Annotated in this window: 22 protein-coding genes and 2 pseudogenes; 2 read left to right on the top strand and 22 right to left on the bottom strand. The window is 49.2% G+C overall.

Annotation, left to right across the window (positions count from 1 at the left end; all coding sequences use genetic code 11):
• Positions 1–5 precede the first annotated feature (5 nt).
• The 19 genes from rpsE to rpsJ form a co-directional block, all read right to left on the bottom strand.
• Positions 6–506 carry a 30S ribosomal protein S5 gene (gene rpsE, locus CG67_RS05820; protein WP_025902035.1) on the bottom strand — a complete coding sequence of 167 codons (501 nt, stop codon included), beginning with the start codon at positions 504–506 and terminating at the stop codon, positions 6–8.
• 14 nt (positions 507–520) lie between these two features.
• Positions 521–874 carry a 50S ribosomal protein L18 gene (rplR, locus tag CG67_RS05825; protein WP_025902036.1) on the bottom strand — a complete coding sequence of 118 codons (354 nt, stop codon included), beginning with the start codon at positions 872–874 and terminating at the stop codon, positions 521–523.
• 9 nt (positions 875–883) lie between these two features.
• Positions 884–1,417: a 50S ribosomal protein L6 gene (rplF, locus tag CG67_RS05830; RefSeq protein ID WP_025902037.1), complete on the bottom strand. Its 534-nt coding sequence runs from the start codon at positions 1,415–1,417 to the stop codon at positions 884–886.
• Between the two features lie 12 nt (positions 1,418–1,429).
• On the bottom strand, positions 1,430–1,822 hold the full coding sequence (rpsH, locus tag CG67_RS05835; RefSeq protein ID WP_025902038.1) for a 30S ribosomal protein S8: 393 nt from the start codon (positions 1,820–1,822) through the stop codon (positions 1,430–1,432).
• A gap of 33 nt (positions 1,823–1,855) precedes the next feature.
• Positions 1,856–2,161, bottom strand: a complete 306-nt coding sequence (gene rpsN, locus CG67_RS05840; RefSeq protein ID WP_025902039.1) for a 30S ribosomal protein S14 — start codon at positions 2,159–2,161, stop codon at positions 1,856–1,858.
• Between the two features lie 14 nt (positions 2,162–2,175).
• Positions 2,176–2,715 carry a 50S ribosomal protein L5 gene (gene rplE, locus CG67_RS05845; protein WP_025902040.1) on the bottom strand — a complete coding sequence of 180 codons (540 nt, stop codon included), beginning with the start codon at positions 2,713–2,715 and terminating at the stop codon, positions 2,176–2,178.
• A gap of 14 nt (positions 2,716–2,729) precedes the next feature.
• Positions 2,730–3,044 carry a 50S ribosomal protein L24 gene (gene rplX / locus CG67_RS05850; RefSeq protein ID WP_025902041.1) on the bottom strand — a complete coding sequence of 105 codons (315 nt, stop codon included), beginning with the start codon at positions 3,042–3,044 and terminating at the stop codon, positions 2,730–2,732.
• Positions 3,045–3,054: 10 nt separating this feature from the next.
• Positions 3,055–3,426, bottom strand: coding sequence for a 50S ribosomal protein L14 (rplN, locus tag CG67_RS05855; RefSeq protein WP_025902042.1), 372 nt, complete (start codon positions 3,424–3,426; stop codon positions 3,055–3,057).
• Positions 3,427–3,594: 168 nt separating this feature from the next.
• Positions 3,595–3,849 (bottom strand): 30S ribosomal protein S17, encoded by a 255-nt coding sequence (gene rpsQ / locus CG67_RS05860; protein ID WP_025902043.1) that lies wholly within the window; start codon positions 3,847–3,849, stop codon positions 3,595–3,597.
• Positions 3,849–4,040, bottom strand: a complete 192-nt coding sequence (rpmC, locus tag CG67_RS05865; protein ID WP_025902044.1) for a 50S ribosomal protein L29 — start codon at positions 4,038–4,040, stop codon at positions 3,849–3,851. The genes rpsQ and rpmC overlap by 1 nt, the downstream gene beginning before the upstream one ends.
• Entirely contained in the window at positions 4,040–4,450 is a 411-nt protein-coding gene (gene rplP / locus CG67_RS05870; RefSeq protein ID WP_025902045.1) for a 50S ribosomal protein L16, read from the bottom strand. Before rplP ends, rpmC begins: the two co-directional genes overlap by 1 nt.
• Positions 4,451–4,462: 12 nt before the next feature.
• Positions 4,463–5,164 carry a 30S ribosomal protein S3 gene (gene rpsC / locus CG67_RS05875; RefSeq protein ID WP_025902046.1) on the bottom strand — a complete coding sequence of 234 codons (702 nt, stop codon included), beginning with the start codon at positions 5,162–5,164 and terminating at the stop codon, positions 4,463–4,465.
• Between the two features lie 17 nt (positions 5,165–5,181).
• Entirely contained in the window at positions 5,182–5,514 is a 333-nt protein-coding gene (rplV, locus tag CG67_RS05880; RefSeq protein ID WP_025902047.1) for a 50S ribosomal protein L22, read from the bottom strand.
• 14 nt (positions 5,515–5,528) lie between these two features.
• Positions 5,529–5,807: a 30S ribosomal protein S19 gene (gene rpsS / locus CG67_RS05885; RefSeq protein ID WP_001138115.1), complete on the bottom strand. Its 279-nt coding sequence runs from the start codon at positions 5,805–5,807 to the stop codon at positions 5,529–5,531.
• Between the two features lie 16 nt (positions 5,808–5,823).
• Positions 5,824–6,645 (bottom strand): 50S ribosomal protein L2, encoded by an 822-nt coding sequence (rplB, locus tag CG67_RS05890; RefSeq protein WP_025902048.1) that lies wholly within the window; start codon positions 6,643–6,645, stop codon positions 5,824–5,826.
• Between the two features lie 17 nt (positions 6,646–6,662).
• Positions 6,663–6,965: a 50S ribosomal protein L23 gene (gene rplW, locus CG67_RS05895; protein ID WP_025902049.1), complete on the bottom strand. Its 303-nt coding sequence runs from the start codon at positions 6,963–6,965 to the stop codon at positions 6,663–6,665.
• Positions 6,962–7,567, bottom strand: coding sequence for a 50S ribosomal protein L4 (gene rplD, locus CG67_RS05900; RefSeq protein ID WP_025902050.1), 606 nt, complete (start codon positions 7,565–7,567; stop codon positions 6,962–6,964). The genes rplW and rplD overlap by 4 nt, the downstream gene beginning before the upstream one ends.
• A 10-nt stretch (positions 7,568–7,577) precedes the next feature.
• Positions 7,578–8,204, bottom strand: coding sequence for a 50S ribosomal protein L3 (gene rplC, locus CG67_RS05905; protein ID WP_025902051.1), 627 nt, complete (start codon positions 8,202–8,204; stop codon positions 7,578–7,580).
• A 31-nt stretch (positions 8,205–8,235) separates the two neighbouring features.
• A complete protein-coding gene (gene rpsJ, locus CG67_RS05910; RefSeq protein ID WP_001181005.1) occupies positions 8,236–8,547 on the bottom strand; it encodes a 30S ribosomal protein S10 in 312 nt (103 codons plus the stop codon).
• A gap of 379 nt (positions 8,548–8,926) precedes the next feature.
• Here rpsJ and CG67_RS18785 point away from each other — a divergent pair.
• Together CG67_RS18785 and CG67_RS18520 are read left to right on the top strand one after the other, a co-directional pair.
• Positions 8,927–9,199 (top strand): annotated as a pseudogene (locus CG67_RS18785) (prepilin peptidase); the annotation flags it as partial.
• Between the two features lie 9 nt (positions 9,200–9,208).
• Complete coding sequence (locus CG67_RS18520; RefSeq protein ID WP_145959558.1) at positions 9,209–9,700, top strand: A24 family peptidase; 492 nt, start codon at positions 9,209–9,211, stop codon at positions 9,698–9,700.
• Here CG67_RS18520 and bfr read toward each other — a convergent pair.
• From bfr to tuf, 3 genes and pseudogenes are all read right to left on the bottom strand, one after another.
• The gene (bfr, locus tag CG67_RS05925; protein WP_025902054.1) at positions 9,678–10,160 is read right to left on the bottom strand and encodes a bacterioferritin; all 483 of its coding nucleotides are present in this window, start codon (positions 10,158–10,160) and stop codon (positions 9,678–9,680) included. The two genes, CG67_RS18520 and bfr, sit on opposite strands and share 23 nt — an antisense overlap.
• 104 nt (positions 10,161–10,264) lie before the next feature.
• Entirely contained in the window at positions 10,265–10,459 is a 195-nt protein-coding gene (bfd, locus tag CG67_RS05930; RefSeq protein WP_025902055.1) for a bacterioferritin-associated ferredoxin, read from the bottom strand.
• A gap of 165 nt (positions 10,460–10,624) precedes the next feature.
• Positions 10,625–11,013 (bottom strand): annotated as a pseudogene (tuf, locus tag CG67_RS05935) (elongation factor Tu); the annotation flags it as partial.

Below are 11,013 nucleotides of genomic sequence, written 5' to 3' on the forward strand. Positions count from 1 at the left end.
GATAATTACCCCAGAATTTCTTCGACGGTTTTACCACGCTTAGCAGCGACCATCTCAGGAGAATTCATATTGCTCAGGCCATCAATAGTTGCACGAACCACGTTGATCGGGTTAGTAGAACCATAGGTTTTAGCCAGTACGTTATGAATTCCGGCGACTTCCAGAACGGCGCGCATTGCACCACCGGCGATGATACCAGTACCTTCTGAAGCCGGCTGCATGAATACGCGGGAACCTGTGTGAACACCTTTAACAGGGTGCTGCAGGGTACCGTTATTCAGCGCGACATTAACCATGTTGCGACGGGCTTTTTCCATCGCTTTCTGGATAGCTGCTGGAACTTCACGCGCTTTACCGTAACCAAAACCAACGCGACCGTTACCATCACCAACTACAGTCAGAGCTGTGAAGGAGAAAATACGACCACCTTTAACGGTTTTAGATACACGGTTTACCGCGATCAGTTTTTCCTGCAGTTCGCCAGCTTGTTTCTCGATGTGTGACATCCTAGACCTCTACCTTAGAACTGAAGGCCAGCTTCACGGGCAGCATCTGCCAGTGCCTGGACACGACCATGATATTGGAAACCAGAGCGATCGAAAGAAACAGCAGTGATGCCTTTCTCTACAGCGCGTTCTGCGATTGCTTTACCAACAGCAATAGCAGCGTCTTTATTTCCAGTGTACTTCAGTTGTTCAGAGATAGCTTTTTCTACAGTAGAAGCAGCAACCAGAACTTCGGAACCGTTCGGAGCGATTACCTGTGCGTAAATATGACGCGGGGTACGATGTACCACCAGGCGAGTAGCACCCAGCTCTTTGAGCTTGCGACGTGCACGGGTCGCACGACGGATACGAGCAGATTTCTTATCCATAGTGTTACCTTACTTCTTCTTAGCCTCTTTGGTACGCACGACTTCGTCGGCGTAACGGACACCCTTGCCTTTATAAGGCTCAGGACGACGGTAGGCGCGCAAGTCAGCTGCAACCTGGCCGATCACCTGCTTATCAGCGCCTTTCAGCACGATTTCAGTTTGAGTCGGACACTCGGCAGTGATGCCTGCAGGCAGCTGATGTTCAACCGGGTGTGAAAAACCCAGTGACAGATTAACTGCATTGCCTTTAACAGCAGCACGATAACCAACACCAACCAGCTGCAGCTTCTTGGTGAAGCCTTCGGTAACACCGATAACCATTGAGTTCAGCAGCGCACGAGTCGTACCTGCCTGAGCCCAACCATCTGCAAAACCTTCGCGCGGAGCGAAAGTCAGCTGATTGTCAGCCTGCTTAACTTCAACAGCTTTATTGATAGTACGAGCCAGCTCGCCGTTTTTACCTTTTACCGAAATTTCCTGACCGTTGAGTTTTACCTCTACGCCGGCAGGAATAACGACAGGTGCTTTAGCAACACGAGACATTGAATCCTCCGATTAAGCTACGTAGCAGATAATTTCGCCGCCAAGACCAGCCTGGCGCGCTGCACGATCAGTCATAACACCTTTAGAAGTAGAAACAACTGCGATACCCATCCCTGCCATGATTTTTGGCAGTTCGTCTTTGCGCTTATAAATACGCAGACCTGGACGGCTTACACGCTGAATGCTTTCTACAACAGCCTTGCCCTGGAAATACTTAAGAGTTAATTCCAGTTCTGGCTTGGTGTCGCCTTCGATTTTAAAATCTTCAATATAACCTTCTTCCTTCAGCACGTTGGCAATTGCCACTTTCAGCTTGGAGGAAGGCATGGTGACCGCAACTTTGTTCGCGGTCTGACCGTTACGGATACGGGTCAGCATATCCGCGATCGGATCTTGCATGCTCATCAGTCTTTACTCCCGTGATTCAATTGGTGACAATTACCAGCTAGCCTTTTTCAAGCCAGGTACTTCACCGCGCATGGCGGCTTCACGTAACTTGATGCGGCTCAACCCGAACTTACCTACATAGCCATGTGGACGGCCAGTTTGGCGGCAGCGGTTACGCTGACGGGACGGGCTGGAATCACGCGGCAGAGCCTGAAGCTTAAGAACAGCATTCCAACGATCTTCGTCAGAAGCGTTCACATCAGAGATGATCGCTTTCAGTTCAGTGCGTTTCGCGAAGAACTTGTCTGCTAATTTTACACGCTTAACTTCGCGTGCTTTCATAGATTGCTTAGCCATGAATTAACCCTACCTTACTTGCGGAACGGGAAGTCAAAGGCTGCCAGCAGAGCACGGCCTTCATCATCAGATTTCGCAGTAGTGGTAATGGTAATATCCAAACCACGGACGCGATCGACTTTATCGTAATCGATTTCTGGGAAGATGATCTGCTCACGGACACCCATGCTGTAGTTACCACGACCGTCGAAAGACTTCGCAGATAAACCACGGAAGTCACGGATACGAGGTACAGCAATGATGATCAGGCGCTCAAGGAACTCCCACATACGCTCGCCGCGCAGAGTTACTTTACAGCCGATCGGATAGCCCTGACGGATTTTGAAGCCTGCAACAGATTTGCGTGCTTTGGTGATCAACGGTTTTTGACCGGAGATTGCTGTCAGATCCGCTGCTGCATTGTCCAGCAGTTTCTTGTCAGCGATCGCTTCACCAACACCCATGTTCAGGGTGATCTTCTCGACCCGAGGGACTTGCATGACTGAATTGTAGTTAAACTCAGTCATGAGTTTCTTAACTACTTCGTCTTTGTAGTAATCATGCAGTTTCGCCATCGTACTACTCCAAATTACTTGATAGTTTCGCTGTTAGACTTGAAGAAACGGACTTTTTTGCCGTCTTCGAATCTAAAGCCTACACGGTCAGCCTTACCGGTTGCCGCATTGAAAAGTGCAACGTTAGAAACCTGAATAGCAGCTTCTTTTTCAACGATGCCACCTGGTTGGTTCAGGGCCGGGACCGGCTTCTGATGTTTCTTAACCAGGTTGATACCTTCAATGATGACTTTGCCAGAAGACAAAACATTTTTTACTTTACCGCGTTTACCTTTATCTTTACCGGTAAGCACGATAACTTCGTCGTTGAGACGGATTTTCGCTGCCATGATTCGCTCCTTAGAGTACTTCAGGTGCCAGAGAGATAATTTTCATGAACTTTTCAGTACGAAGTTCACGAGTTACCGGCCCAAAAATACGTGTTCCGACGGGTTGCTCGCTGTTATTGTTTAAAATAACGCATGCATTACCATCGAAGCGAATGACAGAACCGTCAGGGCGACGAACACCCTTCCTGGTGCGCACCACTACCGCCTTCAGGACGTCACCTTTCTTAACTTTACCACGTGGAATTGCTTCCTTGATGGTAACTTTAATAATGTCGCCGACGCCTGCGTAGCGACGGTGCGAGCCACCCAGAACCTTGATACACATTACGCGACGTGCACCGGAGTTGTCGGCGACGTTCAGCATAGTCTGTTCTTGGATCATTTTAGTGCTCCGCTAATGTCAACTACTACTTCGGGACCTAACTTCAGGTCGATTAAAAGCCCCATTATCGAGGGCGCGGCATTATAACACCGGTTCTCGTAGATGGGTAGAAAAAATGAACGACTCAGACGAGTCGTTCATCTATTTTTTCACAGAAAAGTGATTCTATTACAGAATCGCTTTTTCCACAATGCGAACAAGAGTCCAGGACTTAGTCTTAGACAGTGGACGGCATTCGCGGATAATTACCACGTCACCAATACCACATTCGTTGTTCTCATCATGGATGTGCAGCTTAGTCGTACGCTTAATGAATTTACCGTAAATCGGGTGTTTCACGAAACGTTCGATAGCAACAACCGCAGATTTCTGCATTTTGTCACTAACAACACGACCTTGCAGAGTACGGATTTTATCGGTCATTACGCACCCGCCTTCTCAGTCAGTAAAGTCTTAACGCGTGCAACATCACGACGAACCTGCTTCAGCAGATGAGTCTGCTGCAGCTGGCCGGATGCCGCTTGCATGCGCAGGTTAAACTGCTCACGCAACAGGTTAAGCAGCTCAGTGTTTAGCTCTTCAACACTTTTTTCACGCAGCTCAGTTGCTTTCATTACATCACCGTCTTAGTTACAAAGGTGGTTTTGATAGGCAGTTTTGCTGCTGCCAGCTTGAATGCCTCACGGGCCAGCTCTTCTGATACGCCGTCCATTTCATACAGGACTTTACCAGGCTGGATTAGGGCAACCCAATACTCTACGTTACCCTTACCTTTACCCATACGAACTTCAAGCGGCTTCTCGGTAATTGGTTTGTCCGGGAATACACGGATCCAGATTTTACCTTGACGCTTAACTGCACGGGTCATAGCACGACGTGCTGCTTCGATCTGACGGGCAGTCAGACGACCACGGCCAACAGCTTTCAGACCGAAAGTACCGAAGCTAATATCCGTACCAGCAGCCAGACCGCGGTTACGGCCTTTGTGCACTTTACGGAATTTCGTACGCTTTGGTTGTAACATCAGCGACTCTCCTTACTTACGGCCTTTACGCTGCTGCTTTTTAGGTTGAGCAGCCGGTTTTTCCGATTGTTCAACAGCAGCCATACCACCCAGGATCTCACCTTTGAAGATCCATACCTTAACGCCGATTACACCATAAGTGGTGTGCGCTTCAGAGGTGTTGTAGTCGATGTCCGCACGCAGAGTATGCAATGGAACACGACCTTCACGGTACCATTCGGTACGCGCGATTTCAGCACCGCCAAGACGGCCGCTGACTTCAACTTTAATACCTTTAGCGCCCAGACGCATTGCGTTCTGTACAGCACGCTTCATAGCACGACGGAACATAACGCGACGTTCCAGCTGTGAAGTGATGCTATCAGCAACCAATTTAGCGTCCAGTTCCGGTTTACGGACTTCGGCGATATTGATCTGCGCAGGGACGCCAGCGATTTTCGCGACGACATTACGCAGTTTTTCTACGTCTTCACCTTTTTTACCGATAACGATACCAGGGCGAGCAGTGTGAATAGTCACACGGATGCTTTTCGCTGGACGTTCGATAACGATGCGAGATACAGACGCTTTTGCCAGTTCTTTATTCAGATACTGACGAACTTTAAAATCGCTGTCCAGGTTGTCAGCGAATTCGTTGGTATTTGCGAACCATGTAGAGTTCCAGGGTTTTACAATACCCAGGCGAATACCATTAGGATGTACTTTCTGACCCATTGCTAGTCTCCAGAGTCTCAGCGATCGGACACAACCACAGTAATGTGGCTGGTGCGCTTCAGGATGCGATCTGCACGACCTTTAGCACGCGGCATAATGCGCTTCATGCTAGGGCCTTCGTCGACGAAAATTTTCGTGACTTTCAGATCGTCGATGTCAGCGCCATCGTTGTGTTCGGCGTTAGCAATGGCAGATTCCAGGACTTTCTTAACCAGTAAGGCTGCTTTCTTATTGGTGTAGGTCAGGATATCCAGAGCCTGCGACACTTTCTTACCGCGTACAAGATCCGCAACCAGGCGAACCTTCTGAGCAGAAGAACGAGCATGGCGATGTTTAGCGATAGTTTCCATCTCTTCCTCCTACCTTATTTCTTCTTGGCTTTTTTATCAGCCGCGTGACCGCGATAAGTACGAGTCGGCGCAAATTCACCCAGCTTGTGTCCAACCATTTCGTCGGAAACAAAGACAGGTACGTGCTGACGACCATTATGGACAGCGATGGTCAAACCGATCATGTTAGGAAAGATCGTTGAACGACGGGACCAGGTGCGCAGGGGCTTCTTGTCACCGCTTTCCACCGCTTTCTCTACCTTCTTCAGCAAGTGCAGGTCAATAAAAGGACCTTTCTTGAGAGAACGTGGCATGGTTTATCCTCTAAAATTATTTGCTACGGCGACGTACGATAAATTTATCAGTACGCTTGTTGCTGCGGGTCTTCTTACCTTTGGTCTGAACGCCCCACGGAGTTACCGGGTGCTTACCAAAGTTACGACCTTCACCACCACCGTGCGGGTGATCGACTGGGTTCATCGCAGTACCGCGAACGGTAGGACGAACACCACGCCAGCGAGTTGCACCTGCTTTACCCAGAACGCGCAGCATATGCTCAGCGTTACCGACTTCGCCCAGTGTTGCGCGGCAGTCAGCTTCGACTTTACGCATTTCACCTGAACGCAGACGCAGGGTTACGTAGGAACCATCACGCGCAACGATCTGCACGTAAGTACCAGCAGAGCGAGCAATCTGACCGCCTTTACCTGGTTTCATTTCTACGTTATGTACAGTTGAACCGACCGGGATATTACGCATCGGCAGGGTGTTACCTGCTTTAATCGCAGCATCACTACCAGATTGGATCTGGTCGCCAGCTTTCAGACCTTTAGGGGCCAGGATATAACGGCGTTCACCGTCTTTGTACAGAACCAGTGCGATGTTCGCAGAGCGGTTCGGATCGTACTCAAGACGTTCAACAACAGCCGGGATACCATCTTTATTGCGTTTAAAGTCAATAATACGGTAAGCCTGCTTGTGACCACCACCGATATGACGGGTAGTGATACGACCGTTATTATTACGGCCACCGCTTTTGCTGTTTTTTTCCAGCAGCGGAGCAAAAGGTTTGCCCTTGTGCAGCTCAGGGTTCACCACTTTAACTACATGGCGACGACCCGGAGATGTCGGTTTACATTTAACAATTGCCATTGTTTCTCTCCTCCGACTTACTCTGCGCCGCCGACGAAGTCCAGATTCTGGCCTTCTTTCAGGGTGACGTAAGCTTTTTTCCAGTCGCTACGACGACCAATACGCTGTCCGTGACGCTTAACTTTCCCTTTAACGACCAGGGTGTTTACGTCTTTAACTTCAACTTCGAACAGCTTTTCTACGGCAGCAACGATCTCTGCTTTGGTTGCGTCTGTTGCAACTTTGAGAACGATGGTATTTGTTTTTTCCATCGCAGTAGACGCTTTTTCAGATACGTGCGGCGCGCGCACGACTTTCAGCAGACGTTCTTCACGGATCATGCCAGCATCTCCTCAACTTGCTTAACTGCATCAGCAGTCATAACGACTTTGTCGAAGGCGATCAGGCTAACTGGGTCAATGCCTGCTGCATCACGTACGTCAACCTTGAACAGGTTACGTGCTGCCAGGAACAGATTCTCATCCAGTTCACCGGTGACGATCAGTACATCTTCCAGAGCCATGTCTTTCAGTTTCTGTGCCAGCAGCTTAGTTTTAGGCGCTTCTACAGAGAACTGTTCGACAACGATCAAACGTTCCTGACGTACCAGTTCAGACAGAATGCTTTTCAGCGCTCCGCGGTACATCTTTTTGTTAACTTTCTGACTGTGATCTTGAGTCTTAGCAGCAAAAGTCACACCACCTGAACGCCAGATTGGGCTCTTCGCAGAACCTGCACGTGCGCGGCCGGTGCCTTTCTGGCGCCATGGTTTTTTACCAGAGCCAGTAACTTCAGCGCGGGTCTTCTGACCACGGGTACCCTGACGGGCGCCTGCTGCGTAAGCGACAACAACCTGGTGTACCAGCGCTTCGTTAAAATCACGACCGAAGGTAGTTTCGGAAACAGTCAGCGCGCTCTGCGCGTCTTTCAATACTAATTCCATTGCTATCCCCTTACGCCTTAACAGCTGGTTTTACAATCAGGTCGCTACCGGTTGCACCGGGAACTGCACCTTTAACCAGCAGCAGGTTGCGCTCAGCGTCTACGCGAACGACTTCCAGGCTCTGAACGGTCACACGTTCGTTACCCAGCTGACCTGCCATTTTCTTGCCTTTGAACACTTTGCCCGGAGTCTGGTTCTGACCGATAGAACCCGGTACGCGGTGTGACAAGGAGTTACCGTGAGTAGCGTCCTGGGTACGGAAGTTCCAGCGCTTAACGGTACCTGCGAAACCTTTACCTTTAGAGGTGCCAGTTACGTCTACTTTTTTCACGTCAGCGAAGATATCAACACTGATGCTCTGACCAACGGTAAATTCTTCACCTTCGGTGCGGAATTCCCACAGGCCACGGCCAGCTTCTACGCCAGCTTTAGCAAAATGACCAGCTTCTGGTTTAGTTACACGGCTTGCTTTTTTAGCGCCGGTAGTCACCTGAATAGCCTGGTAACCATCGTTTTCCAGGCCTTTGACCTGAGTAACACGGTTTGCTTCAACTTCGATTACGGTTACAGGGATAGATACGCCTTCTTCATTGAAGATGCGAGTCATGCCCACTTTCTTACCGACTAATCCAATCATTGTATCAACCTCTTAATCGCTCGTAACCTGATTAACCCAGGCTGATCTGCACATCAACACCGGCAGCCAGATCCAGACGCATCAGAGCATCAACGGTCTTTTCAGTTGGCTCAACGATGTCAACCAGACGTTTGTGAGTGCGAATTTCGTACTGATCGCGCGCATCTTTGTTAACATGCGGAGAAATCAGAACGGTAAAGCGCTCTTTACGAGTCGGCAGCGGGATTGGACCACGAACCTGCGCACCAGTGCGCTTGGCAGTCTCAACGATTTCCGCGGTTGATTGATCGATCAGACGATGATCAAACGCTTTAAGACGGATACGGATTCTTTGGTTCTGCATGAGACCAGAGCTCCAAACATTTTATAAACAAAAATAATTACTCCTCACACCCATTACGATTGATGGGGGAGTGTAATCGTTCAGCATATAACTCCCCAATCGGGAGTATTGTCAGGCGACGCAAATCGCGTGCCTGCGATTCTGCTCGAATCGCGCTGCTAATTTCAGCAAGCCCGCGCATTATACGTATATTTCAGCGCTTGGCAAGTGATGCTTCGTTTTTAACCGATGCAATTGCATTGCACCCGGGGCCCGGAGGAAGAACTGTTGTCTGTCACACGACATCCGGAACCCGCCACACAGCGTCTGTACTTCCCTCTTTGCTAGTGCTTCCGGTGACAGCACACTAACAGAAATATCTTCTGCTACGAGGTGTATCTTGTTACTGTTCATTTTCATTTCCGGCAGTCTCTATGGGAGTTTTATCGCTCTGCTGGCTGACCGTTACTCTCCCTGTGTCCCCCTCCCCTGCTCTCTCCGGGCGCTGATCGCTCCCCCGTCATTCTGCGTACAATGCCATCATCCCCTGACCTGGTTTGAGCTTATTCCCGTGATCAGCTTCATCCTACTCCGGGGCACCTGCCGCTACTGCCGGCAAAGTCTGCCCGCTGGCTTGATATACGCGGAAATCCTGACAGGTCTCTTTTGGGTATCGGTTTATATGCTCTTACCTTCACCTCTTCAGTGGGCTGCAGCCATACTCAATTATTCACTACTCTATCTGCTGGCCATCACCGACCGCCGGTATATGCTGCTACCGGACATGATCGTGTTTGCGCTTTTGTGGTCCGGCTTACTGCTTGCTCCGGCCTTTACTTATCCTGACCTGTACTCGCGGCTATTGGGTGTCTGTTGTGGGTATCTCTTTTTGTATGCGGCTAACCTGGGCTTTCGTTACTGCCGTCAACGGGAAGGGATCGGTGAGGGGGATATGAAGTTACTGGCGGCTATCGGGGCATGGGGTGGCTGGCAATCACTGGCCCCGGTGATCGTCATCGCTTCCGCTTATGCGTTGTGCGAACTGATTTTCCGCCGGAAGTTAATGGCCAGTTTTCGTGATTCGCTCCCGCTACCGTTCGGATATTTTTTATCGATAGCGGGCGCGTGCTGGTTTCTGATACAAAATCTGTCTATCCTGCCGACTGCTCTTTAATCTGAGTCTGAATATAATTCTGTATACCTATGCGGGTAATCAATTCAAGCTCTGTTTCCAGCCAGTCGATATGGTGCTCTTCATCGGCAAGGATTTCTATCAGTAAATCCCGCGTCACATAATCATGGACTTTATCAGCATAAGCGATGGCTTCACGTAAATCAGTCGCACCTTCAAGTTCCAGGCTGAGATCTGAACGAAGCATTTCTTCCACATCTTCGCCGATGCGTAATTTTCCAAGATCCTGCAGATTAGGGATCCCTTCCAGAAACAAAATACGCTCGATATATTTATCAGCATGTTTCATTTCATCTATCGACTCATGATATTCAATATCATTGAGACGGCTCAGGCCCCAGTTTCGGAACATACGGGCATGCAAAAAATACTGATTGATAGCAACCAGTTCATTACCAAGAAGTTTATTCAGATGAGTTATAACTTTCTTATCGCCTTTCATAGTACTTCCTCCGCTTCCAGTTACTATCAGAGTAGTTGGCGGCTCCGGGAAGTCAAAAGACAGAAAGGCTATAAAGCAGGCGGTTTACTTATAGTTAGCAGAAGTCAGGCGGACCGGAGATAGATGACCATTGAGCCCTGTTCATGCTCCAGAATTTGTCGTGCAGACCGCAGACACTTACCACACTGTGTTCCGACCGGAACAAAACGCTGTAATTCTTTTAGCGATGATGGCTGATGCTGACGGATAACCGCGCGGATAGATTTATCACTGATGCCATTACACAAACAAACATACATATTACAACCCTGACCTTATTGTATATTTTTCATGCACTATCATAATTGAGAATGGTTTGCATTACAATAAGGGTTTTCATTCATGATGATGACTCTCCTTTTCGAGCCATAAAAAAAGGGCGCTTGCGCGCCCTTCTCATCAGGATGTTTCTAAACTATCGACAATTAAGCGATAACTTTAGCAACAACACCTGCACCTACAGTACGACCACCTTCACGGATTGCGAAACGCAGACCGTCGTCCATCGCGATTGGGTGGATCAGGGTAACAACCATTTTGATGTTGTCACCAGGCATTACCATCTCTACGCCTTCCGGCAGTTCGATGGTTCCGGTCACGTCAGTTGTACGGAAGTAGAACTGTGGACGGTAGCCTTTGAAGAACGGAGTATGACGGCCGCCTTCGTCTTTAGACAGAATATAAACTTCTGACTCGAACTGGGTGTGTGGTTTGATTGAACCTGGTTTAGCCAGAACCTGACCACGTTCGATCTCTTCACGCTTGATACCACGCAGCAGAACACCAACGTTCTCACCCGCCTGACCCTGGTCCA

The organism is Tatumella sp. UCD-D_suzukii (genome assembly GCF_000611875.2).
Lineage (GTDB): Bacteria > Pseudomonadota > Gammaproteobacteria > Enterobacterales > Enterobacteriaceae > Tatumella > Tatumella ptyseos.